This window comes from Flexibacter flexilis DSM 6793 (assembly GCF_900112255.1).
Taxonomy (GTDB): domain Bacteria; phylum Bacteroidota; class Bacteroidia; order Cytophagales; family Flexibacteraceae; genus Flexibacter; species Flexibacter flexilis.
Map to the genome: position 1 here is coordinate 733,935 of NZ_FOLE01000001.1, position 25,470 is coordinate 759,404.

At 43.1% G+C, this 25,470-nt stretch carries 15 protein-coding genes and 1 pseudogene; 5 read left to right on the forward strand and 11 right to left on the reverse strand.

What is annotated here, in order from left to right; genetic code table 11:
* Positions 1-19: 19 nt before the first annotated feature.
* A complete protein-coding gene (locus tag BM090_RS03215; protein WP_091507221.1) occupies positions 20-2,983 on the reverse strand; it encodes a SusC/RagA family TonB-linked outer membrane protein in 2,964 nt (987 codons plus the stop codon).
* A 519-nt stretch (positions 2,984-3,502) separates the two neighbouring features.
* On the opposite strand from BM090_RS03215, the gene BM090_RS03220 reads away from it, so the two are divergent.
* Together BM090_RS03220 and BM090_RS03225 are read left to right on the forward strand one after the other, a co-directional pair.
* Positions 3,503-4,696, forward strand: coding sequence for an imelysin family protein (locus tag BM090_RS03220; RefSeq protein ID WP_091507225.1), 1,194 nt, complete (start codon positions 3,503-3,505; stop codon positions 4,694-4,696).
* Positions 4,697-4,759: 63 nt separating this feature from the next.
* Positions 4,760-6,166, forward strand: a complete 1,407-nt coding sequence (locus BM090_RS03225; RefSeq protein ID WP_091507229.1) for a di-heme oxidoreductase family protein — start codon at positions 4,760-4,762, stop codon at positions 6,164-6,166.
* A gap of 64 nt (positions 6,167-6,230) precedes the next feature.
* Here the strand turns inward: BM090_RS03225 and BM090_RS03230 are convergent, their stop codons facing one another.
* The 10 genes and pseudogenes from BM090_RS03230 to BM090_RS03270 all read right to left on the reverse strand — a co-directional run bounded on the left by BM090_RS03230 (position 6,231) and on the right by BM090_RS03270 (position 21,093).
* Positions 6,231-7,520 (reverse strand): T9SS type B sorting domain-containing protein, encoded by a 1,290-nt coding sequence (locus BM090_RS03230; protein ID WP_143083849.1) that lies wholly within the window; start codon positions 7,518-7,520, stop codon positions 6,231-6,233.
* Positions 7,507-8,331 (reverse strand): hypothetical protein, encoded by an 825-nt coding sequence (locus BM090_RS03235; RefSeq protein ID WP_091507237.1) that lies wholly within the window; start codon positions 8,329-8,331, stop codon positions 7,507-7,509. Before BM090_RS03235 ends, BM090_RS03230 begins: the two co-directional genes overlap by 14 nt.
* A 196-nt stretch (positions 8,332-8,527) precedes the next feature.
* Positions 8,528-8,950 (reverse strand): hypothetical protein, encoded by a 423-nt coding sequence (locus BM090_RS03240; protein ID WP_091507240.1) that lies wholly within the window; start codon positions 8,948-8,950, stop codon positions 8,528-8,530.
* 65 nt (positions 8,951-9,015) lie between these two features.
* The gene (locus BM090_RS03245) at positions 9,016-10,200 is read right to left on the reverse strand and encodes a proline dehydrogenase family protein (RefSeq protein WP_091507243.1); all 1,185 of its coding nucleotides are present in this window, start codon (positions 10,198-10,200) and stop codon (positions 9,016-9,018) included.
* Positions 10,201-10,258: 58 nt separating this feature from the next.
* Entirely contained in the window at positions 10,259-11,632 is a 1,374-nt protein-coding gene (hisS, locus tag BM090_RS03250) for a histidine--tRNA ligase (RefSeq protein WP_091507247.1), read from the reverse strand.
* A 78-nt stretch (positions 11,633-11,710) separates the two neighbouring features.
* Positions 11,711-12,721, reverse strand: a complete 1,011-nt coding sequence (locus BM090_RS03255; protein WP_245756672.1) for an NAD(P)H-dependent glycerol-3-phosphate dehydrogenase — start codon at positions 12,719-12,721, stop codon at positions 11,711-11,713.
* A 182-nt stretch (positions 12,722-12,903) separates the two neighbouring features.
* Complete coding sequence (locus tag BM090_RS03260; protein WP_245756673.1) at positions 12,904-16,431, reverse strand: T9SS type A sorting domain-containing protein; 3,528 nt, start codon at positions 16,429-16,431, stop codon at positions 12,904-12,906.
* 228 nt (positions 16,432-16,659) lie between these two features.
* Positions 16,660-17,010, reverse strand: a pseudogene (locus BM090_RS18900) (fibronectin type III domain-containing protein); the annotation flags it as partial.
* A gap of 392 nt (positions 17,011-17,402) precedes the next feature.
* Positions 17,403-19,664, reverse strand: a complete 2,262-nt coding sequence (locus tag BM090_RS03265) for an aconitate hydratase (protein ID WP_091507254.1) — start codon at positions 19,662-19,664, stop codon at positions 17,403-17,405.
* Positions 19,665-19,851: 187 nt separating this feature from the next.
* On the reverse strand, positions 19,852-21,093 hold the full coding sequence (locus BM090_RS03270; protein WP_177199821.1) for an alpha/beta hydrolase-fold protein: 1,242 nt from the start codon (positions 21,091-21,093) through the stop codon (positions 19,852-19,854).
* Positions 21,094-21,338: 245 nt separating this feature from the next.
* Between BM090_RS03270 and BM090_RS03275 the strand changes: the two genes are divergently transcribed.
* The 3 genes from BM090_RS03275 (at position 21,339) to trhO (ending at position 25,364) form a co-directional block, all read left to right on the forward strand.
* Positions 21,339-23,276 (forward strand): ABC-F family ATP-binding cassette domain-containing protein, encoded by a 1,938-nt coding sequence (locus BM090_RS03275; RefSeq protein WP_091507262.1) that lies wholly within the window; start codon positions 21,339-21,341, stop codon positions 23,274-23,276.
* A gap of 27 nt (positions 23,277-23,303) precedes the next feature.
* A complete protein-coding gene (locus tag BM090_RS03280; RefSeq protein ID WP_091507265.1) occupies positions 23,304-24,266 on the forward strand; it encodes a CPBP family intramembrane glutamic endopeptidase in 963 nt (320 codons plus the stop codon).
* Positions 24,267-24,395: 129 nt separating this feature from the next.
* Entirely contained in the window at positions 24,396-25,364 is a 969-nt protein-coding gene (gene trhO / locus BM090_RS03285; RefSeq protein ID WP_091507269.1) for an oxygen-dependent tRNA uridine(34) hydroxylase TrhO, read from the forward strand.
* Positions 25,365-25,470: the final 106 nt, after the last annotated feature.

Consider the following 25,470-nt stretch of genomic DNA (forward strand, 5'->3'; position numbering starts at 1 on the left):
TCGTCTGAGATTGTCTTGATTAGAACGAAACATTTACACCCAAGATAAAAGATTTAGCCTGTGGATATGTACCATAGTCAATGCCCAATGCTGTACCGCTACCACCCCAAGCATTTACTTCAGGGTCAAAGCCATTATACTTTGTGAATGTGATCAGGTTTTGTACAGTACCATATACAGACAAACGAGTCATACGCGCTTTAGCAAGCAAAGCTTTGTCGAAAGTATAGTTCAACGTCAAGTTTTTAAGACGGAAGAATGAGCCATCTTCTACAAAACGAGTAGAAATTCTTGAGTTATTCTGATCGCCAGCTTTCGGAATGTCAGTGATTTGACCTGGTGTAGTCCAACGACGCAATACTTCAGTAGATTGATTTTTGCTATCAAACATACCTTCTGTTTCGATGCGTGAAGCATTGAAAATATCGTTGCCGTAAGAACCTTGCCACAAGAATGAAAGTGTGAAGTTTTTGTATTTCAATTCGTTGTTGATACCGTAAGTAAATTTAGGTTGAGCGTTACCGATCACAGTTCTGTCTGCATCATTGATCTCACCGTTACCGTCCAAATCTTTGTACATCATTGCACCTGTTTCAGGATTTACACCTTCAGCAACGTAGCCATAGAATGAGCCAAGAGGCAAGCCTTCTTTAACAATAGCTACAGTTCCTTTGTTTTCGATTTCAGCATCACGGTAAACTGGTACAAGATCAAGTTTCGTTACTTTATTTCTGTTGAAAGAAATGTTGAAATCTGTTTTCCAAGTGAAAACACCATTATCAATGTTATGAGATGAAATCAAAAACTCAAGACCTTTGTTTTCGATGCTACCAGCATTCATTGGCATATAGCTCAAACCTGTTGTGCTTGGAAGTGGCACGTTAGCCAACAAATCTTTTGTCTTTTTGATATAAGCATCTACCGACAAAGTAACACGTGAGTTCAATACACTTAGATCCAAACCAATGTTTGTTTGTGTTGTTGTTTCCCATTTCAGATCAGCGTTTGGCGCGTAGCCTGGAGGGTTTATCGCTGGACCAGACGGAGGATTTGTAGGCGTAATACGCGAATAACCATTCAAACCATAAGACGCATAAGTTCCCAAACCTTCTTGGTTACCGTTTTGTCCCCAGCTTGCACGAAGTTTCAAATCATTCACAGCCGTTACGCTTTCCATGAATTTTTCAGAAGACAAACGCCAAGCAGCCGATGCCGATGGGAAGTAACCCCAACGGTGATCTTTCGCCAATTTAGACGAACCGTCCGCACGGAAGTTTACGTTCAAATAGTATTTGCCATCAAAATTATAGTTAGCACGAGCAATATAAGATTGTAATAACCAACGAGATTCAGAAGTAGAAGCATCGTTAATTACGTTAGCAGCGTTGATGGTATGAACAGTCGAATCTGCTGGGAAATCTTTAGCCGAAATCCAAGACTGATTCCATTTGTTCTCTTGACGAGTAATACCAGCCAAACCATTTACAGTATGTTTGCCAAATGATTTTTCGTAGTTTAATGTGTTTTCCCACAAAGTAGTCATGCTGTTAGATTTCTCTGCTTCTGCATAACCGTGGTCTGTACGGCCACCTGTAGTCTGGATATAATCCACATAATAATCATATTTGTGATTAAAGAAATCTAAACCCATATTTGATTTGAAGCTCAAACCATCATATAGTTTCAAATCTGCTACTACGTTGCCAAGCAAACGATTATCTACCGAACCTTGCGAAGGACCATCAATAGCCGCCATTGGGTTGTCCCAACCAGCTTTCAATGGATTAGAAGTAAAACGACGACGACCCAAAGCATCATATTCGTACACGTCCATTGTTGGAGGCGCACCCAAAGCACCCAATACTACCGCATTACGGCCAGCATTAGAATTATCCTTTACATTTTTGCTATGAACATTCGAGTAAGTAAGGTTGGTTGTTACTTTGAACCAATCTTTTACTTGATTGTCAAGGTTCATTCTCAACGCATAACGCTCATATTGAGCAGGTTTGATGATACCGATGTCCTGTGTGCTTGAACCCGAAACATAGTATTTCGTTTTTTCGTTACCACCTCTAAAGCTCAATTGGTAGTTACGAATCGAACCATTTCTAAATACTTTTTTGCCCCAATCTGTATCATATTTATCTACTAATGAAGCTGGAACAGAACCTGCGTTCATTTCGTTTTGCAAATCAGCATACTGACGTGAGTTTAACACATCAATTGTTTTAATGATTTTAGAAGTACCCCAATACGCACCAAAATCAATAGATGATTGGTTGGCAGTACCGCGTTTTGTAGTGATAATCACCACACCGTTAGCAGCACGAGCACCGTAGATAGCAGCCGAAGCGGCATCTTTAAGCACTTGCATACTTTCGATGTCGTTGGTATTGATGTCTCTGATGTCTGTGGTAGGCACGCCATCCACTACATACAATGGATCGTTACCTGCTTGCATAGACGTAGCACCACGTACACGAATCGAAAGCGCGCTACCTGGCTTACCAGATGGTTGTGTTACTTGTACACCAGCCGCTTTACCTTGCAACACTTGACCTGCCTGAATCATTGGGCGTTCTTCGATGTCTTTTGTGCTTACAGACACAACAGCCGTCGAAAGATCGCGTTTTTGTTGTGAGCCATAACCTACAACTACTACGTCTTGTAGTGTAGAAATGTTCACATTCATTTTTACATCTACAGTAGTTTGTGACTCGTCCGAAATCACTACTTCTTCTGTTTCGTAGCCAATGAATGAAAATTGAAGTGTAGCACCCTTCGTAACCGTAATGCTATACTTACCTTCTGCGTTAGTTGATGTACCGTTGGTAGTTCCTTTAATTACCACGTTGATGCCTGGCATCGGTGCGTTATCATCCAACGCAACCACTTTGCCCGTAACAACGATGTCTTGTGCTTGTGCCATACTCCAAATACTTAGGAGCATCGCTAAAAGTAGCGTAACTCTTTTTTTCATACAGTCATTTTTTTGGAAAGTTTATGTATAGTTTTCAGGGCAATGCCCACGACAAAGATAAATGACTTCCCAAAACAAAAGCAATAGCCACTAATCAAAAAAGTAAGTATAAATTACTGATAATTAACAAGTTAATCAAAAAGCAATACGCTTCAATACCATTTGCAAACGTTTGCTTATTTTTTTGAATATCAATACTTAAAATACATTTTGGGCGGCTTTTTATTCAAATACACTGATACGGTTTACACAATCAAAATAATTTTTAGCCTTTGGCATCAAAAGTCAAAATAAAACAATAAGCCCTTTTATCGCTTCAAAAAAAAGCATTAAAAAGACTTTGCTAAACGTAGATTTTTTATCACCTAACCCATTTAATATAAAACGCTCAGGCCAAAACCCAAACATTAGATCCATCAAAAAAGTATATGACAAAAATCAAATAAATTTATTTGGATTAAGTCTAAATAAGTATTTGTTTTGCGGCCATTAAATCAGTTACAAAACATCTTATTTGATATGCTAAAATATACGCGCCTTTCGGCCTTGGCTCTAGCCTCTTTACTTGCGTTTGCTTCTTGCGACAAAGACGACGACGGAGAAAAAACATACCCGCTCAACGAGGCACAAACCAAAGCCTACATCAGTAATTACGCCAATATCGTATATGCTAACTATACTGACGCTTATAACAAAGCCCTAAAGCTCCAACAAAAAGTAAATGCTTTTGTGGCTAGTCCTACGCAAATTACTTTTGACTCGACCAAAAGCGCGTGGCTCGAAGCTCGTAACTATTACGGACAAACAGAAGCATTCCGTTTTTATGGCGGCCCAATTGACAGCGAAACAGGCCCAGAAGGTCTTATCAACGCTTGGCCAATTGACGAATCGTACATTGATTATGTGTCAGGCAACGACTCGGCAGGTGTAATTAATAAACCAACAGCATTCCCGAACATTACGAAAGAATTGCTTATTTCGCTTAACGAAAAAGACGGCGAAACCAACATTAGCACGGGTTATCATGCCATCGAATTTTTATTGTGGGGACAAGATCTTACCGTAGGCCCTGGCGCAGGCCAACGCCCTTATACAGATTATGTGGACAATGGCACAGCAAAAAATCAAGCGCGTCGTCGTCAGTATTTGCAAGTGGTTACTAACTTATTAGTAGAGCACTTAGCTACGGTACTCAACGACTGGAAGCCAAATGCAAGCAATTATCGCAGTGATTTTGAAACAGATGCAATCTATAAATCTCGTTTCCAAGACATCGTGTTGGGAATTGCCAGCCTGAGCAAAGGCGAGTTGGCAGGCGAACGTATGTATGTGGCTTATGACGAAAAAGACCGCGAACACGAACATTCTTGTTTCAGCGACAATACAAAAAATGACATTATCGCCAACGCCACAGGCATCCAAAATGTTTATTTAGGTTATTACAAAAAAGCTGATGGCACAGTGATAGATGGCACAGGTTTGGACGATATTATCAAATCCGTAAAACCAGAATTAGCACAAAGCCTAACCGACAAAATCGCCGCAGGCATTACGGCTGCTAACGCACTTCAAAATCCTTTCGACCAAGAATTTTTGGACAGCAACCCAGCGGGTCGCGTGCGCATGAAAACTTGCATCGACACTTACACCGCTCAAGGCGATTTGATTCTGGACGGAGCAAAATTATTTGGTATCAAAATTACTTTGGAATAATTAAGCAACTCATTTCCAGTTACTTTTCTTAACACTAATACAATCTAACATCCCAATTATATCATGAAAAAAGCAAGAATTGCCCTGCTGCCTTTGGCTGCTGCCGTGTTTGCAAGCAGTATTTTGTGGGCTTGTAAAGACAAAGAATCCACCAATCCCGATGCCGACGAGATTTTTTCGGGTGGTTCGGCTACCGTTTTTGACGAGTCGGAAAATGCCTTCGGGCACGCCGCTCCCAATGTGAGCGACAACGGACAACTTACTTTTACAACGGGCAATTCTATTTTTCGTTCCAATTGGGTAACTGCTCCCGCTTCGGTGGAAGCTCTCGACGGTTTGGGGCCTCTTTTCAACTCCAAATCTTGTTCGGGCTGTCATATTCTGGATGGGCGCGGCAAGCCGCCACTTTCGGAAGGCGAACCGCTTTCTTCTATGCTCATTCGTTTGAGCGTGCCAGGAAGCACCGAACACGGCGAACCGAAAGGCGAACCAAATTATGGCGGACAGTTGAGCAATTCAGCCATTTTGGGCGTGCCTGCCGAAGGCGACGTGAAAATTACTTACGATTATATCAACGCTACTTTCGACGACGGCAAGCCGTACCAATTGCGTAAACCTAAATATGAGTTTATTAATTTGGGTTATGGGGCAATGAGTGCCAACGTGATGTATTCGCCGCGCGTTGCACCACAAATGCAAGGTTTGGGCTTGTTGGAAGTAGTACCCGAAGACCAACTAGTAGCCATGGCCGACCCCGACGACGCGAACCGCGATGGCATTTCTGGCCGTCCGAACCGTGTTTGGGATGCCGAGCAAGGCAAATACCGCATCGGTCGCTTGGGCTGGAAAGCCAACCAACCTTCTATGCGACAACAAGTAGCAGGCGCATTTCAGGGCGATTTGGGCATTAGCTCCAGTATTTTTAATGCAGAAAATCATACAAGTTTGCAAACGGCTTGCCTGAATCTGCCAAACGGCGGAACGCCCGAATTGGAAAGTTCTAAATTGGATAAAGTAACGTATTACTGTCAGATTTTGGCCGTACCTGCCCGCCGCAAAACTGGCGAGGCGGCTGTAATTCGCGGAAAAGCATTGTTTACGGAAATAGGTTGCGCCAAATGCCATACCACAACCTTACGCACTGGCGCGAGTACGGACGTACCCGAATTTGCGAACCAAACCATTCACCCCTACACAGATTTGCTCTTGCACGACATGGGCGACGGCTTGGCGGACAATCGTCCTGACTACGAAGCCAACGGCAACGAGTGGCGCACTCCCCCACTCTGGGGCATTGGCCTTATCCCGACGGTGAACAAACACGGCTTTTTGTTACACGACGGCAGAGCCCGAAACCTCGAAGAAGCGATTTTGTGGCATGGTGGCGAAGGCGAAACAGCACAGAAGAAATACAAGAATTTGCCAGAAACTGACCGCAACGCCGTTATCAAGTTTTTGGAAGCATTATAATCTAACCTAACACTTAAAATCCTCCAGCAACGGAGGATTTTTTTATTTGAATGAATTAGAAAACTCATCGCATCAACTCTACGGTACCTTTAATCTGTACCTTACGACCTGTGGCTGATTCCTTTAGCTCCAATACATAAAAGTAAACACCTGCACTTTGCTGACCGCCATCCCATAACACAGACGAAGGCGGCAAACCACCAACCGCTCCTAAATCATGCACCCGAACACCCCAACGATTATACACCCACAATCGCTCCAAGCCATAACCCCGACTGCTCAACTCCCAACGGTCATTCACGCCGTCCGCATTGCGCGTAAATACATTCGGGACAAAATAATAACTACTACAATCCTGTGGCTGAAACGACAGTTCGCAATGCACAGTATCGCGGCCATACCTATTTTTGCACCACAAACCCACACGGCGAACCCCCGCACGGGACTCATGCAGCAAGGGGGCTTGCTCTCCCACATACTCAAAAACCCCATCGCCGTCCATGTCCCAACGCAGGCTATCCACCGCGCCCCCAATACTGGCATAAGATACCGTCCCCACACTTTGGCCGCAAGTATCAGACACCAAGCAGGACAAGGACAAACGCGGTGGCTCACAACCCAACACTTCTACACTGTCCGTATAGTCCCGATAACGCCCACTGCATGACTCCCACAGCCGAACACGCAGCGTATATTGGCCTGCCTGAGTGTAGGTGTGCGTAGCGGCGTAGCCTTGCACCAATACCGAATCCGAATCGCTATACCATACTTGCATCTGAGGGGCATAATCACCCGAAAAACCTTTCATGCTAGCTTGTACCCGCAGGCTATCCCCGACACAAAAATGATGGGACGATACGCTCACAAAGGCGGCACCAAAGCCCATATCACTATCAATGCAGTTGGGAAGGCTAGCATAGAAAATATAAGGTTCTCTAAACTGTACTACGCTATCGCGCAGACCACAAGCCAAGCCACGCCGATTGGGGTAGCGTATTTCACTGAGCCAACCCCGCGTATAGCCTATTGGTTGGCCTGTACTGTTGTATAAGGTTGTTCTCGCCTCAGCAGCATAAATACGCCCATTAGGGGCTAATTGTAATATGCCATAATGTTTATTATACCATGTATAAGGATTGGTATCTGGAATGGTCAGCAGCACTGTACTGCTTGCCAGAGAAGTAGCATATCGATCGTACTGATACACGGTGTTAATCATGCTCACATAAATGAGTGAATCATTGGGCGAAAAAGATACACCCCATGGATAGCTGTACGGCGATAATGCTTTATAGTCTATGCTCTCACGCAAGCTCACTTGCCCTGTATGCTTATCAAAATTAAAAAAACTCAACCTTGCTGACCGTATTGCTTGATCCTACGGCTGCTACCACACAAGTACCGTCTCTGGAGAATTTCATACAGCCTGACTCTGCATATATCATCTGTCCTCCTCCCATTCCATAATCTGAAAACACCGAGCCAGTTTGTGAGATAACGGGGGCGTGCAAGCCCACCGAATCGAGCAGGTAAGCATAAAAGGCATTGCTAATCAAATCGTGGGTCAGTATCCAGTAGGAGCGGCCACAGGGACTACGGCGCGTAGCCGTGATTTTGCAAGAAGAGGGGCGCGGATACAAACGTATGTCTTTAAGCAAATGGCCTTCCGTATCTTGGGCTATATCACCCATGCCCCCCGCCAATCGCATATCCACTACACTATAGCTGGCCGTATCCTCTATCTGGAGATAGACCATGGCTGTAGAACGGCGGCGTGTTGTCCTGAACAGATAGTATTGCTGCTTGTCGGTGGGCGAAGGGACAATAATATCTCTCTGACCCACATAGCCAGAATAATTTTCCATGGTACCACCATGTGGCATAATTTCATGAGCGCGATTACGAATAACTACATCTGGTGGAGGTGTGTTAAAACCATTGGTATAAAAAAGCAAATGGCCTGCGCTATCCGCTATTTGCGTATGCCCATACATAACCAGCGAAGAGGAATAAGGATACTCAAAGGTTTGGTAGGCTTGGCCACTGTCTGGGGGGAAAGATAGTAGAAAACGATTATATAGAACCCATGTACTGTATTGGTTTTGGGCATAGCTGAAGGCTGCTATCAGGAGCCAAAAGAAAAATAGGAATATTGTTTGTTTCATAGGAAAATGAGGTTTAGGAGAATAAAAAAGTCCTTTTTGCTTTACATGCAAGGCATACAAATCTATTTATTTTATTACAAAAAATGCTCAGTCCTAAGATTTTAAAAACCTTATAACTGAGCATTTACACTCCGCCAAGCAAATTAGAACTATCTATCAGCCAAAAGCGGGAGTTGTTTGTTATTGAAAATCAAAATTATACGTGCAAAATTCCTTCAAATTCTAATTGCGGAATAAATTGCAAATTGGTCTCTACAATGCTATCGGGCAAAAACAAAAATTTCTTGTCATAAATCTGCTTGCCAAAATTGCCGACATAATACGTTACCCAATATTCGTTGCACAAATGAAATACAGACGGGTCTATCGGCTCGATAAGCGCGTAATCATTGGCCGCAATTTCTTCAATAAAATGGCGCAAAGTAGAAGTGCGTTGTTGTTCGCCTTCGGCGTTGGTGCCATAACCTTTGGAAGCAATCAAGACATTCGTCAAGGCAAAATCATTGTTATTCAACAAATAAACAGACCATTCATAGACTTGGTTGTCTTCTTCGGAAGGTTTGCGCACGATAGCCACCGAAACGCCCTTCACGGCAGGAAATTCTATATCTTTCTTCATCTAATCAAAAAAACAAAATAGGTCGGTGATATTATTATCAAATTAACTCACCAAAATACACAAAATTATTGAATCTTGCGGCGTTCGCGTTCGCGTGTAATCAGGCTAAATTCGCGGCTGCTTTGCCCTGCGATAGACGTATTTTCTTGCGCACGGCGCATCAGATACGGCATGACGGCAGCCACTGGACCATAAGGTACATATTTGGCCACGTTGTAGCCAGCTTTCGCCAAATTGTAGGAAATATTATCGCTCATGCCCAACAATTGCGCAAAGAAAACACGCGGATTGTTTGGCGCAATGCCCCGTTTTTTCATTTCGGCGGCCAGTTGCAAACTGCTATTTTCGTTGTGCGTGCCCGCGCAAAAAGCAACAGTATCCAAATTTTCTAAACAAAATAACACTCCTTTGTCGTAATCCTCATCACTGGCTTTTTTATTTGGCTGAATCGGGTCCGCATACTTGTTGGCGGCAGCTCTGGCGCGTTCTTTTTCCATATACGCCCCTCTTACGAGTTTTGCGCCTACCTGATAGCCTTTGCTTTTCGCCTCAAATACAGCCTGTTGCAAAGTTGGCAACGTAGCCCAACGATAAAATTGGTAGGTATTGTAAACAATGGCTTCTTCGCGGTTAAACTCCGCCATCATCTCGTCGGCGAGTTGGTCGATAGGTTGCTGAATCCAACTTTCTTCGGCATCAATAAAAATTCTGACCTTGTGTTTGGCCGCATACGCGCAAATAGTCTGCACGCGATTACGCACACGGTCAAAGGCTTTCAGGTCGGCATCAGTCATATTTTTGGCTTCTTGCACTTTGGCCAACAAATCGAAGTTGCCTACACCTGTTACCTTAAACACCGAAAAAGGAATGTGTTTGGACGTGGCGGCCTTGTCTATCGTGGCCATGATTTCGCGCATGGTGGCATCAAAACCCGCTTCGCTTTTTTCGCCCTCTACGGAATAATCCAGAATCGTTCCGATATTAAATTTACCCAACTCATCCACCGTTTTTTGGCATTCGTTGATGTCTTCGCCACCGCAGAACTGCTCAAAAATCGTTGCTTTCACAAGGCCATTGATGGGCAATCGCCAATTCAGAGCCGTCTGCATCGCCGACGTTCCGAAATTCATCAGACCTGTGTTATTCATGGCCGCAAACAGCCAATAAGTTTTGCGCAATTGCGCATTGGTTTTGGAGGCAAAAGCCACTTCCAAATTGTCGAAAGATAGATTAATGGGGTCGTTAGCCATGACGCAAACAAGTTTTTATCTGACAGTGAGTTAGTTAGTTTTATTCAATAAGAATTTTTTAGGCTTTCAATTGCTCAATCACTTGGTCAATAGCAAGGTTTTGTTGCTCGCCCGACGTCATATTTTTGAGTGTGAGCAAGCCCGTTTCCATTTCGTTGGAGCCAATCAGCAACACAAACGGAATTTGCTTGTTGTTGGCGTACGTCATTTGTTTTTTGAGTTTGCTGGATTCGGGGAAAAGCTCGGCGCAAATGCCTGCCGCGCGTATTTTGGCCAAAAGTGGCAACGCGTATTTTTCGGCTTGCGCATCAAAATTACTGATAAGTACCTGTGTGGTAGTGGTTTGACTCGCGGGAAAAAGCTGCAATTCTTCCATTACGTCGTAGATTCTGTCCACGCCAAACGAGAAGCCAACGCCCGACACATTCGGCAACCCAAACATTCCCGTCAGGTTGTCGTAACGGCCACCGCCGCTAATGCTGCCGATGCTCACGCCTAAGGCTTTTACCTCAAAAATCGCTCCTGTGTAATAGCTCAAGCCACGCGCCAACGTAACATCAAAAGCCACGTGCGCGGACGCGTCGTAACCAAATTGCGCCAAGTAATCAAACACGGCATTAAGTTCTTCCAAACCTTTTTGGCCTTGCTCAGAGCTTTCCAAAAACGTTTTGATTTGGGTTAAAAGGGCTGTGTTATCACCTTGTACGGAGAAAATCGGAGCTAATTTTTCGATAGCTTCTGCCGAAAATCCGCGTTCGAGCAACTCTTTTTCTACGGCTTGTTGGCCTATTTTGTCGAGCTTGTCGATGGCTACGCAAAGTTCGGCTTCGCGGCCAGCCGCGCCAATGGCTTCGGCCAAACCTGCCAATATTTTGCGGTTATTGATTTTTATCTGAAAAGATTTGATTCCCAAATTATGCAAAACCTCGTGCATCATCAACACGATTTCAGCTTCGCAAATCAACGAATCTGTACCCACTACGTCGGCATCGCACTGATAAAATTCGCGGTAACGGCCTTTTTGTGGACGGTCGGCACGCCAAACGGGTTGGATTTGGTAGCGTTTGAACGGAAAAGAAATATCGTTGCGATTCATCACCACGTAACGCGCAAACGGAACGGTCAGGTCGTAGCGCAACGCTTTTTCGGACACTTTTCTGGTCAGTGGCCTGTAGCCTTTGGCCAAATCGTCGGCCTGTACGTCTTTGAGAAAGTCGCCCGAATTGAGTACTTTGAAAATAAGTTGGTCGCCTTCGTCGCCATATTTTCCCGTCAGGACGGAGAGTTTTTCCATTGCGGGGGTTTCCAGTGGCGTAAAGCCAAAGCGTTTGAAAGTCGCTTTAATTGTATCAAAAATAAAATTACGGCGTATCATGGTAGCCGCGCCAAAATCGCGTGTTCCGCTTGGCAGGCTGGGTTTTTCGATGCTCATATTGTCAGGTAAAATCTTTAATAAATCAGGTGCAAAGTAAGCACAAATGCCAGAAATTTTAACAGCCCAACGCGCTGCTTAGCTGAGTTGTTTGCGGAGTTTGTCTATTTCTTTTTGTGCAGATTTTTTTTCATACAAAATCTTGTAAACCGCTTCCATAATCGGCATTTGTGCGCCGTATTTTTGGTTTACCTGATACAAACTTTGTACGGCGTAATAGCCTTCGGCAATCATATTCATTTCCACTTGCGCCGATTTTACGCTGTATCCGCGCCCAATCATGTTCCCGAAAGTTCTGTTACGACTAAATTGCGAATAGGCCGTAACCAGCAAATCGCCCATGTAGGCCGATGAGTTTACGTCGCGCTGAAGCGGAAAACGCGTGTCCAGAAAGCATTTGATTTCTTGCATGGCATTGGAAACCAACACGGCTTGGAAGTTGTCGCCATGATTTAACCCATGACAAATGCCGCAAGCAATGGCCACAATATTTTTGATTACAGCGGCGTATTCCACCCCATAAAGGTCTGTGTTTACAGTCGCTTTGATGTATCGGCAATTGAGCAAAGCGGCAAAGCGTTCGGCAGTTTCTTTTTGGTAGCCTGCAATGGTCAGGTAGGATTGACGCTCTAAGGCCACCTCTTCTGCATGGCAAGGCCCTGCAATAATGCAAAGCTGTTCGGGCGGAACATTATAATATTGCTCAACATAATCCGTCACCAAAATATTGCGTTCGGGAATCATGCCTTTGATGGCCGAAACGATTACTTTTCCTTGCAAATCCTCCGAATCTATGCCTTGCAAGGCACTTTGTACGAAAGCCGCAGGCACAGCCAGCACCACAAAATCAGCTTCGGAAAGCACATATTTCAAATCGCTGTGCGCCTCTACTTTGTGTGTATCTATTTGTACATCAGTCAAATAACTTGGATTATGATGATAATGGCTGATATGCGCCACGTCTTCGGGTTTGCGCAACCACCAACGTATTTTTACGGATTGTTCGCACAAAATTTTAACGATGGCCGTAGCCCAACTGCCACCACCCACAACGGCTACACGTGGCACTGTGTCTAAAGATGTATTCAAAGCTTATTTTAGGCTTATTTGATTGATAATAAGTTATTTATAAATTATTATTTCTGACCAAATCGGCAGATTGTCGGCGCAAAGGTAAATAAAATATCAAGTGCAATGCAGCATGTGTCAGAAAAGCAAAAGGCTTCCTCCGAAAAGAAGAAGCCTTTTGCTAAAAAACATATAGTTAGTGATTAACGATTCTCAAGAATGAGCTGGCGAGTAACCACTTTTTGAGCTGATTTCATTTTCACGAAATACATACCAGCAGGCAAAGCCGTAAGGTTAAATTCTGTGGTATTGTTATCATTAGTGAAAGTTACATTTCTGCTCATTACTTGTTGTCCCAACGCATTAAGTACAGTGATTTCAATTGGTAATTCGTTAGAAGTTTCCACACCAATATTTACCAATCCACCGCTTGGGTTAGGATACAAATTAATGGTTTCTGTCCAGTTATTAGCAAAAGATTCATCACCAAAACGTGGTGCAAGTGTCGCAAAATTAGTTCCATTAACCCAAGGATTGATATCTGTATTAGTACACTTGTTACGCATGCGCCACATATATGTAGTACCAGATGTTAGGCCTGTTCTTGTGCGAGACACAGCCGAGCCACTCAAACCTGTTACAACACTTGTCCATGCAGTAGCTGCCACAGTTTTGAACTGGATATCATAAGTTGAAATATTAGAACCGCCAGTCCAGTTAAACGTTACAGCCGAAGTGGTAATTCCCGACGTAAACAAACTTGACGGTTGGCTACAAGCAAATGTATCCACAGTCGTAAAATTACTTGTAACATACGCCTGAACATCACCATTGCTACATACAGTTCTTATACGCCAATCATAAGAGGTATTCGCGGTTAGAGTATTTAATCTATACGAAGTTACAGCTTTAGCCAAAGTTACAGCAGTCCCCCATGTGGTTGCTGCACTCGTTTTATATGATATTTGCATGTTCTTCAAACCCGTAGTATCCAATGTCCAACCCAATGTAGCACCAGAAGCTGTTAGGTTTGTAGCTGTTAGGCTTGCAGGTGAGTTGCAAGCCGCAGCGTTAGTTGTAGAGAATGAACTTGTTACAAAATTTTGTACATCATTATTGCTACAAATAGTTCTGATTCTCCAATCATAAGAAGTTGTTGCGGTAAGGCCTGTCAACCTATAAGATGTCGTAGCTTTTGTGATAGCAATCGCCGAACTCCAAGTAGCAGACGAACTCAGTTTATAGTACAATTGCATGCTCTTTAAGCCTACGGTATCTATGCTCCAGCCTAATGTTGCGCCCGTAGAAGTAATACTTGTCGCCGTTAAACTTGTAGGGTAGTTACAAGCATTTACATTCGTAGTAGTAAAAGATGCCGTTACAAATGCTTGCACATCACCATTGCTACATACAGTTCTTATGCGCCAATCATAAGAGGTGTTCACAGCCAATGTGCTCAAACGATAACTTGTAGCCCCTTTAGCTAATGTTACCGCTGTGCCCCATGTCGTTCCTGCACTCGTTTTATACGATATTTGCATGTTCTTCAAACCCGTAGTATCCAAGCTCCAATTCAATGTCGCTCCATTGGAGGTAGTATCGGAGACAAACAAACCCGTAGCACTTTGACAAGCTCCGACAGATGTTGTAAGGAAACTTGATGCCGTTACAAATGCTTGCACATCGCCATTGCTACATACAGTTCTTATGCGCCAATCATAAGAGGTGTTCACAGCCAATGTGCTCAAACGATAACTTGTAGCCCCTTTAGCTAATGTTACTGCCGTACCCCATGTACTTGATGATGTTAATTTGTAAGAAATCTGTACAGAACCTAAGCCCGTGGTATCCAAGCTCCAATTCAATGTCGCTCCGTTAGCAGTCAAATCACTTGTATGTAAACTTGTTGGAGACTGACACGCAACTTCAGCTGTTGTTGTAAAGTCTGCACCGTTCACCCAAGGAGACACATCACCGTTAGAGCATACACTACGAACACGCCACATGTAAGTAGTAAGCTGGATTAATGTAGTAAGCCTGCGAGAGGTAGTTGCACTAGAAAGTCCCGAAATTCTTGTCCATGTAGTGGCTGCACTTGTCTTGTATTCTATATCAAAAGTAGCAATACTTGTTCCGCCAACCCAAGTCAAATCTGCGCCATTACTTGTAATATCAGCCGTTGCCAAACTAGTTGGTTGACTACACGCAAAAGTCCCTTTTGTCGTAAATTCATTTGATTGGATCCAATTGTTCACAGTATTGTTACTACAAGTACTCCTAATTCTCCAAACATAAGGAGTAGAAGGAGACAAGGTAGATACCCGAATATTCAGAGCTGTTTTTGCTAAACTCGTGGATACATTGGTCCAAGTCGTTGCAGCAACAGTTTTAATTTGCACCTCAAACTTACTAACATTTGTGTTATCTATAGCCCAGTTAAGCGTAGCTCCCGTACCCGTTACGCTACTTGTATCCAAACCAGAAGGAGAAGCACAAACAGTTGTAAAATTAGCTCCGAGAATCCAATCATTATTTTGGTCTCCGTTTGTACATTCATTTTTCATTCTCCACTCGTAGGTCACGCCAGAAGACAAAAAATTAACGGTATAGGTACTAAGCGCACCACTAACATTTATCGCGGTCCAAGAGTTGCTTGGAGAAGATGTATTCCGAACTGCTAATGTGTATTGTCCGACTAAAGAAGTAGGAGTCCAATTAAATACCGCCCCATTAGATGTAATGGTTCCAAGACTAAGGCCAGATGGATCAGCACAATACGGTGTCGCTAAGGTTGTAAATACACCTGCATTTCTCCACGGATTCACATTTCCTGACAAACATGTATCAAGAACTTGCCATTCATAGGTAGTACTCAACTTCAAATCTGAAAGTCTTACAGTAGTATCTGTAGATACGGAAAGCGGATAGTAATTCCATGTTGACGATACAATATCTTTCACTCGTACAGCAAAGCCTTTTGCTGACACTTTATTCCAATTAAGTGTAGCCCCTTTTCCTGTAATGTCAGTAGTAGAAAATATAGTTGGCGACTGACAATTTGTGGTAAATGTTCCTCCTGAAACCCATGGCTGTCTATCTGCATTAGTGCAATGAGTCCTTACTTTCCAAAAATATTCTGTATTAGGAAGCAAATTGGATGCTCTAAGTGACAAAACTTTTTTAAACTTAATAAATAAAATAGCTCCTGAAGATCCTCCTTTTCTAAATTCAACCTCATAATATTTGACAGTAGATGATGTATCAGCTACCCAATTTAAGGTTGCACCAGTGTCAGCAACTTGCGTTACACTCAAAGATGAAGGCGAGCTGCAATACTCGGTACTATTTGTTGTAAAATCTGGGCCATAGTATTTTGAAGAAGGTATATCCCCATTGTTACAAACAGTCTGAATATACCAAGAGTAGGTTGTATTCGGTCGTAAATCATATGCCCTGACACTAGTGGAATCACCTGGCACACTTGGCCACAAATACCAACTTCCCGTGCCAGTTTTAGTATAAAGTTGCGATTTTTTCGTATTGGTTGTCGGATCCCAATTAAAACGTGCGCCTACATTGGTAATTCTATCCACACTCAGATTCGTGGGAACTGAGCATGCAGGCTCAGTAGGTGTAACAAAATTTGTACCATTCACAGCAACTTTATCACCATTAGTACATATCCCATTTACAACCCACTGATACGTTTGACCAGCAACTAAGTTGGTCATTCGCTTACTATAAGTCATTTGAGCTGGCAATACTCCAGTAGAAAACCAACTACCTCCTAATATACGGTAACGAACTTCATAACTTGTAAGGTTATCAACAGTCGATTCCCAGTTGAATGTTGCTCCTACTGATGTCACCTCTGTTGCATTAAGATTAAACGGAAAACCGCAAGTTGGAGTGCTTGTTGTACGTATATACCCTGCATAAACGTACGCCGACTTTGTTCCGCCGCAAGTAGATCTAACCCTTATTTGATACGTTTTATTTGGGGAAAGTGCAACATCTTTACCGATTCGATAGCTTGTCGCCGAACCACTAATGGCTGAACTCGCAGTAACCCAAGTAGATGATAATGAATCTCTTGTGTTTACTTCATAGTAAGTTACAGAAGACGGGCTTGCCGTCCAATTCAATGTAACCGCAGAGCCTGTTACATCCGTAAAACTAAATCCTGTGGGCGGTGAGCACTGAGCCGTTGCTACTGATACAGTAGCAAGCAAACCTGCGGCAACCATCACACAGGAAACCCAAAACGCTCGAGCACGTTTTTTAACTGTGTAAATCATTGGCTTTTCCATATTTATTAAATTTTAATGTTAATGCTTCTCTTTGGCAAAACTACTATTTTTTTAGCTTAACCAAGATATATTATATATTAAAAAATTATTTATGCCATACAACGCCTTGGTTCATACCCAAAAGATTATAATACACAATATAATTATCTTTCTTTTTTTCATCTATACCAACACAAAAGCAAATGTAAACAATTTTGAAAAAAATTTTATTTTTTCACGAAAAACTATTTTTAAAAAACGGAATAAAACCAGCCACAAATTCAATGTTGCAGTTATCGTCATTCCCATAATTTATTAACACTATCAAAAGCAATAAAAAAAACTCACCTTGCTATTGCATTGCGCATAACAAGGTGAGTTTTCTATGTTTATTACAAACTTAATTCAGCCGATTACTTTTGTTGTCTCAAAAGGTTAAGAGCCGAACCCGCTTTGAACCAGCCAATTTGACCGTCGTTGTAGCTGTGGTTTGCTTTGATTTCCTCTTTCGAGCCATCCGCGTGGTTAAGTACCACTGTAAGCTGTACGCCAGGAGCAAATGAAGTCAAACCTACTATGTCCAACACGTCGTTTTCTTGGATTTTGTCGTAGTCAGCAGGGTTTGCAAACGTAAGAGCCAACATACCTTGTTTTTTAAGGTTTGTTTCGTGGATACGAGCAAATGATTTTACCAATACAACTCTTACGCCCAAATGACGTGGCTCCATCGCTGCGTGCTCGCGTGAAGAACCTTCGCCGTAGTTTTCGTCACCTACCACGATAGAACCTACACCAGCCGCTTTGTAAGCGCGTTGTACTGCTGGAACTGCATCATAAGCACCAGTCAATTGGTTTTTAACGCTGTTTGCTTTTTCGTTAGCAAAGTTTGTAGCACCAATCAACAAGTTGTTAGAGATGTTGTCCAAGTGGCCACGGAATTTCAACCAAGGACCAGCCATAGAGATGTGGTCAGTAGTACATTTTCCTTTGGCTTTGATAAGAAGTTTCAAACCTGAAAGGTCTGTACCTTCCCAAGCCTTGAACGATTCGAGCAATTGCAAACGAGTAGAAGTAGGAGCTACTACCACTTGTACGCCAGAGCCGTTAGCCGCAGGAGCTTGATAACCTGGGTCTTCTACTGAGAAGCCTTTTACTGGCAACTCGAAACCTTTTGGTTCGTCAAGTTTCACTGCTACGCCGTCTTCGTTGATAAGCGTGTCTGTAAGTGGGTTGAAGCCCAAATCACCAGCGATAGCCAAAGCCGTTACGATTTCTGGCGATGCCACGAAAGCGTAAGTATTTGGGTTGCCGTCCTGACGTGCTTTGAAGTTACGGTTGAACGAGTGAATAATGGTGTTTTTCTCTTGCTTGTCAGCACCTGTACGCGCCCACATACCGATACATGGACCGCAAGCGTTAGCAAATACTTCAGCACCGATTTTATTGAATGTTTCTACATAACCATCTTTAGCGATAGTGTAACGAACCAATTCAGAACCTGGTGTGATGGTAAATTCACCTTTAGTTTTCAATTTTTTAGCTGCTACTTGTTCAGCCAAAGAAGCTGCGCGAGAAATATCTTCGTAAGAAGAGTTGGTACATGAACCAATCAAACCAACATCAACTTTCATTGGCCAGCCGTTAGCCAAAGCTACTTCTTTCAATTTAGAAATAGGTGTAGCCAAATCAGGCGTAAATGGGCCGTTTACGTAAGGCTCAAGTTCAGACAAATTGATTTCGATTACTTCGTCGAAGTAAGCCGAAGGATTTGCATACACTTCAGGGTCAGCAGTCAAGTGTGCTTTTACAGTGTTGGCCAAATCAGCTACGTCTGCGCGGCTTGTTGCACGCAAATAACGCTCCATAGACTCATCGTAACCGAATGTAGAAGTAGTTGCACCCACTTCAGCACCCATGTTACAGATAGTACCTTTACCTGTACAAGACAAAGATTCTGCACCTTCACCGAAATATTCGATTACTTTATCAGTACCACCTTTTACAGTAAGAATACCAGCCACTTTCAAAATAACGTCTTTTGCAGAAGCCCAGCCGCTCAATTTACCAGTAAGTTTCACACCGATAAGTTTTGGCATTTTAAGCTCCCATGGCATACCTGCCATTACGTCCATAGCGTCAGAACCACCAACACCGATAGCAATCATACCCAAACCACCTGCGTTTACAGTGTGTGAGTCTGTACCAATCATCAAACCACCTGGGAAAGCATAGTTTTCCAATACAACTTGGTGAATGATACCAGCACCTGGTTTCCAGAAGCCAATGCCGTATTTGTTAGAAACTGACGAAAGGAAATTGTAAACTTCTTCGTTTTCTTTGTTTGCTACGGCCAAATCCGTTGAGGCTGTAACTTTTGCTTGGATAAGGTGGTCGCAGTGAACTGTCGAAGGAACAGCAACGCGGTCTTTACCAGCAGTCATAAATTGCAACAAAGCCATTTGTGCTGTGGCATCTTGCATTGCTACGCGGTCTGGGTTGAAGTCCACATAAGACTTACCACGCTCATATTTTTGTGTAGACAAACCTTCTGAAAGGTGAGAATACAAGATTTTTTCGGTTAAAGTAAGCGGACGGCCTACTACTTTTCTGGCGGCTTCCACACGCTCACCCATGCGAGCGTAAGTGGCCTTAATCATTTCTATATCAAAAGCCATGATGAAATTGATAAGTTTGAAGTATATTGATTGTTAATAATTTAAAATCTCTCATCTAAGCTCGGCAGCCACAAGCTACCCAAGCCGACATGGGCAAAAGTACGAAAACAAACAGGCAAGGAAATGACAGTTGTCATTTAATTTGCAAATTAGAACAATTCTAAATTAAGGCCAGTTGTAACACTGTTTATCTTGCAAAAAAGTAGATTAATGGCTCGTCTATTAGCGCACGCCAATTGCCCCACGAATGGCCTTCGGGCACTTCGCGATACTGCACGATGTAGCCTTTTTTCTCCATAATCTCTTTCATGCGTCTGGCACTTTTTTCCGTGTCCCTAATCGTGCCTGTACTCATAAAAATACGGCTAATCGGCAACTTAGGGCTTTGTTCGTAAAACGTATAAATTTCGGGTTTGTCGCCAAATTCGGGAGATTGTAACCCTAACATTGAGAAAGTATGCGAAGCCTTATAACCAAAATAAGCCGTACTTAAACCACCCCACGACAGCCCCATCATGGCGCGGTCGGCAGCCTTGCGGCTGGTTTTGAAATTGTAATCCACTTCGGGCACAAGTTCCGTAACCACAAAATCCACGAATTTATCATTGAGCAACAATTCCTTTTCGCGGCGATTCTGCGAAAGCGTATCAGGATTGCGCGGGTCAATGAACACGGCAATCACTGGTTTTATTTCTTTATTGGCAATCAAATTATCCAAAACCGTAATCATACTTCCCATTTGCGAAGAAGAATATTCTTGTCCGTCGGTCAGGTAAATAGTCGGCAAATTGCGTAAGTCCTCGTAGTCGGCAGGTGTATAAACTTGATATTGAACATCATAACCAAGTTTACGGCTTTTGATTCGGATATTTTCGCTCAAATTGCCGCGTACAATATCGTAGTTGGGTACGGTAGCGGGTTCGATGTGCCACGCGGGCATTCGCAATTCCGAATTTGGCCCAGCACCGCCCCATTGCTGAAACGGGTTGGCGGGGTCTAATATCCAGCGGTCATTTACCACAATTTTATAATCCAAGCGAGCCGCCGAAGGAAAAGAGGCTTTGAGCAACCAAATATCTGTTTTGCCTACGCGGCGTGCGCGACTCTGAAAACCTTCGGGGCGTGCGCTCCAGCCATCAAAATCGCCATGAAAAAATACGGAATCGGCTTCGCCTTTGTACAAAAATGCCACCGAGTCGCCAGAGATATAAGGTACATTTCCTTCCGAAACCATTTCTTCCCAAAAATCCGCCACCGCGTCTTTGCGTTGGGCAGCGTTGGGCAAGTTGGCTACTCGATTCAGTGCCATCATGGTTTTAGTAAAACGGGTTAAGGGTTTGCGTTTAGCTTGAGTCGCTTTGTTTTTTTGTGCCAAAACTGGCTGACAAACAATGCACAAACCCAAAAGCAACAGAAATATATTTTTCATTTTTTGTATCAAAAAAAGTAGTTCGAGAGCCTTGCTCGGCTGTTCTGCGCGAGTTGGAATCGGCAAAAATAACCTTATTTGCCACTTTTGCACTATACAGCCGCAAATCTTTGTATTTTTTGGGTAAACAGAAAAACCTATGTCTTTTCGGCGGCATATCATAAAAGTATGCGATGTATCTACTAAATTTGTCCGCAATTTTTGCATCAAATGGCGTGTTTCTTATTCATATTTAGCCCAATAGCATGATTTCGATTACCAACCTTTCTTTTCATTTTGGAGGCAGAACCCTCTACGATACCACTTCGTTGCACATCAAACCCAAAGACAGAATCGGTCTGATTGGCGCAAACGGAACAGGAAAATCTACGCTGTTGCGTTTGATTGATGGCGAATACCAACCCGACGGCGGTGTTATTTCCAAAAGCAATGATTGTAGCATTGGGTTTTTGAACCAAGATTTGCTGAGTTATCAAAGTGACGATTCTATTTTGCACGTAACCATGCAGGCTTTTGAGCGTGCCTTGCAGTTGCAAGTAGAAATTGATAAAGTTTTGCATCAAATGGAAGTGAACTACGAGGACAAACTCGTGGACAAACTCACTCGCCTACAAGAGGAATACGAGCAACTCGACGGCTATACGTTGCAGTCGCGTGCCGAAGAAATTTTGGAAGGTTTGGGCTTCTCGACTGAGTCGCTGCAACGCCCTTTGCGCGAGTTTTCGGGCGGTTGGCGTATGCGTGTGATGTTGGCCAAATTGCTTTTGCAAAAACCTTCGTTGCTCATGCTCGACGAACCGACCAACCACTTGGACTTGCCGTCTATTGAGTGGATTGAAAACTACTTGGAAACTTACGAAGGTGCGATTATTATCGTTTCCCACGACCGCTTTTTCTTGGACAATACCGTAGAAACCATCGCGGAAGTTTCGCAACAAAAAATAAATGTGTATTCGGGCAATTATTCTTTTTATTTGGAAGAAAAAGCCCTTCGCAACGAAATCCAGAAAGGCGCGTTTGAAAACCAACAAGCCAAAATCCGTCAAACAGAACGTTTTATCGAGCGTTTCAAGGCCAAAGCCAGCAAATCGCGCCAAGTGCAATCGCGCGTGAAAGCATTGGCCAAAATCGACATGATAGACGATGTCGTGGACGAAACGGCGCGCGTAAATTTCCGTTTCACGTTCTCGCAACAGTCTGGCCGCAACGTGTTGGAACTGGAAGATATTTCTAAAGCCTACGGCTCTTTGCAAATCCTCAATAACACGACGGCACGCATCGAAAAAGGCGACAAAATCGCACTTATTGGGGCAAACGGTCGCGGAAAATCAACGCTGTTGCGCATCATCGACGGCAGCGAACCCATCGAAGGCAAACGCACGGCGGGTTACAACGTGATTAAATCGTTTTTTGCGCAACATCAGTTGGAATCTTTAAACGTGGAAAGCAATTTGCTCGACGAACTCAAACAAACAGGCACGGCCAAAACCGAAATGGAATTGCGCGGCGTGTTGGGCTGTTTCTTGTTCAGCAACGATGATGTTTTCAAGAAAATCAAAGTGCTTTCGGGTGGTGAAAAATCGCGCGTGGCATTGGCTAAAACCCTGATTTCGGAAGCTAACTTTTTGCTCTTGGACGAACCGACCAACCACTTGGACATTGTGTCGGTAAACATCCTGATTCAGGCTTTGCAACAGTACGAAGGTACGTTTGTAGTCGTTTCCCACGACCGTTTCTTTGTGTCCCAAATCGCCAACAAAATCTGGTACATCGAAGATCAAGAAATTAAAGAATACCCAGGCACATTTGAGGAGTACGAATATTGGCGTGAACAACGCGAAGCCGACCGCAAAGCAGGTGTTACGCCTACGCCATTGCCTAAAAAGCAAAACGACTCGGCAGCCAAAGAAAACCACGCCAACGATGCGCGTCGCGAGGCTCAAAACAACCTGAAAAAAGCAGAACGCCAACTCGAACAAACCGAGCAAAAAATCGCGGAGTTTGAAAAACAAAAAGCGTTGGTAGATGCACAGTTAGCCAAACCAGAAGTGTTCGGAAGTGTGGAGCTTTTGCACAAACACAACGCAGAACGCACGCAAATCGAAGCGAATTTGGCAGAGCAAATGGAACTTTGGGAAAAATTGGTAGCCGAAATCGCGCTTTTACAACAAACCATTAGTTAATTATTTAGGCTAATTGCTCCATAGAAAATGTATAAAATAATTGCGTATCTAAAAGACTTTATCAAAGAACATAATTCTGTAAAATTCTGGATAGCTTGGTTTGTTTTTAATGCGATTTGCATTGGAATAAATTACGGTTATCGGTTCAAAGATAAGTACATAGATGCGCAAAATTTTCCTTTTGTAGAAAAGGTTTTTGTTTTTACTATTTTCTATGGAGTTGCTTGGTTTACGCCTTTTTTATTATACAAAATATTCGCTCCTAATCCACCAAAACTACCAACCAAACAGTTTTGGTGGATTAGTTTTTTCGCGCTTTTTTTACTGGCTGTTTATATCAATTCGGCCAGTTTGTACTCTTTTTTAGTAACCGAAAAAATAGACTATCATTTACAATATTTTATCTTAAAATGCTGCAATAGTGTTATTAGGCCGCTTTTTGTTGTGCCGTTAATGTTGGTTTATTGGTATTTTTTTGACCGAAAACACACCAATAGTTTTTACGGCTTTAGCACACAAAATTTTGACTGGAAACCGTATGCCATTATGCTTGGCATCATGATTCCGTTGATATTTTCTGCTTCTTTTCTTCCTGATTTTCTGAAACAATATCCGCGCTATTTGCCCAATCGCCCAGACTACAATCAAGCGGAAATTATCCTTAATTGGCCTAAAACTTATACAATAGCAGTCTATGAATTTTGCTACGGAATAAGTTTTGTTTTTATCGAATTATTTTTCAGAGGATTTCTTATTTTTTGCTTGCTAAGATACACGGGTTCTTCCGTAATTTTTGCAGCCACAAGCCTGTATATTTTTATTCATTTTGACAAGCCTTTGGGCGAAACCATTGGCTCCATGTTTGGCGGCCTGATACTGGGCGTTATCGCGAGCCGAACCCAAAATATTTGGGGCGGCATTGCCATTCATTTGGGCGTGGCGTGGCTCATGGAGCTGTTCGCGCTGCTGCAACACTACCACTATTTGTAGCAAATTGCGGCAAGAGTTGGCCGCCGCGCTGACATATATCATTCGGGTTTGTGGAAAGAAAATCGTACATTTGCGGCAGTTTTTTATTAACATAAACATCTGCTATGAAGGCAGAATCGTTAAAAAATTATGGAATCTACAAAGCCTTACAGCGTGCTGCTGTATTACTGCTATTCGCCCATCGAAGACCCCGAAGCATTTAGAGAAGAACACCATTTGTTCTGTTTGGAAAACAACATCAGAGGCCGCATCATCGTGGCCAAAGAGGGTTTGAACGGAACGGTTTCGGGCTTGGTGGCCGACTGCGAAGCCTACATGAACCATGTAAAATCTGACCCACGTTTTGCCAAAACGGATTTTAAGGTAGAAGCCCACGACAAACATGCATTTTCTAAATTGCACGTGCGCTACAAACCCGAAATCGTACACGTAGGTTTGCCAAGCATTGACCCCAACCAACGCACGGGCATTCACTTAGAACCCAAAGAGTTCAGGGCCATGAAAGACGACGAAGACGTTGTAATTTTGGACGTTCGCTCGAATTACGAACACGAATTAGGTCGTTTCAAAAATGCCGTAACCTTGAATATTGACAATTTCCGTGAGTTCCCAGACAAATTGGCGGAGTTGGAACAATACAAAGACAAAAAGATTTTGACGTACTGCACAGGCGGCATCAAATGCGAAAAAGCAAGTGCTTATTTGCTCGAAAATGGCTTTGAAAATGTGTATCAGTTGCACGGCGGCATCATCAAATACGGCATGGAAGCGGAAGGCGCAGACTTTGAAGGGAAATGTTATGTGTTTGATAATCGCATTGCTGTAGATGTAAACACTGCAAACCCGACTGTAATTTCTAAATGTTATGTTTGCGGCACGCCATCCGACCGCATGATTAACTGTGCTAACGAACATTGTAACAACCACATAGCCATGTGCGAAAAATGCGGCTGGGAAATGGAAGGTAGTTGCTCGGCAGAATGCAAATCGCAACCCGACAAACGCGTTTATGATGGCACAGGTTATTATCAAAAAAATACAAACCACTACAATCCGTACAAAGGTTTAGTGCGTCGTAAAAAAGAAGTACACGAATAATTTTTTCCTTTATTCGTTTCAACCATCACAACCTCATTTAAGTTTTTAATTGGGGTTGTGGTGGTTTTTTGTTTGTAAAATACATTCATTTTATTAGATTTAGCGA

What these genes read in the sequence shown, in the direction of transcription:
- BM090_RS03240 (WP_091507240.1), bottom strand. Translation starts at nt 8,950, where the DNA reads ATGAAGAAAGATATAGAATTTCCTGCCGTGAAGGGCGTTTCGGTGGCT.
- BM090_RS03270 (WP_177199821.1), bottom strand. Translation starts at nt 21,093, where the DNA reads ATGAAAAATATATTTCTGTTGCTTTTGGGTTTGTGCATTGTTTGTCAG.
- trhO (WP_091507269.1), top strand. Translation starts at nt 24,396, where the DNA reads ATGGAATCTACAAAGCCTTACAGCGTGCTGCTGTATTACTGCTATTCG.
- BM090_RS03275 (WP_091507262.1), top strand. Translation starts at nt 21,339, where the DNA reads ATGATTTCGATTACCAACCTTTCTTTTCATTTTGGAGGCAGAACCCTC.
- BM090_RS03265 (WP_091507254.1), bottom strand. Translation starts at nt 19,664, where the DNA reads ATGGCTTTTGATATAGAAATGATTAAGGCCACTTACGCTCGCATGGGT.
- BM090_RS03245 (WP_091507243.1), bottom strand. Translation starts at nt 10,200, where the DNA reads ATGGCTAACGACCCCATTAATCTATCTTTCGACAATTTGGAAGTGGCT.
- BM090_RS03280 (WP_091507265.1), top strand. Translation starts at nt 23,304, where the DNA reads ATGTATAAAATAATTGCGTATCTAAAAGACTTTATCAAAGAACATAAT.
- BM090_RS03220 (WP_091507225.1), top strand. Translation starts at nt 3,503, where the DNA reads ATGCTAAAATATACGCGCCTTTCGGCCTTGGCTCTAGCCTCTTTACTT.
- BM090_RS03215 (WP_091507221.1), bottom strand. Translation starts at nt 2,983, where the DNA reads ATGAAAAAAAGAGTTACGCTACTTTTAGCGATGCTCCTAAGTATTTGG.
- BM090_RS03225 (WP_091507229.1), top strand. Translation starts at nt 4,760, where the DNA reads ATGAAAAAAGCAAGAATTGCCCTGCTGCCTTTGGCTGCTGCCGTGTTT.
- hisS (WP_091507247.1), bottom strand. Translation starts at nt 11,632, where the DNA reads ATGAGCATCGAAAAACCCAGCCTGCCAAGCGGAACACGCGATTTTGGC.
- BM090_RS03235 (WP_091507237.1), bottom strand. Translation starts at nt 8,331, where the DNA reads ATGAAACAAACAATATTCCTATTTTTCTTTTGGCTCCTGATAGCAGCC.
- BM090_RS03260 (WP_245756673.1), bottom strand. Translation starts at nt 16,431, where the DNA reads ATGACCAACTTAGTTGCTGGTCAAACGTATCAGTGGGTTGTAAATGGG.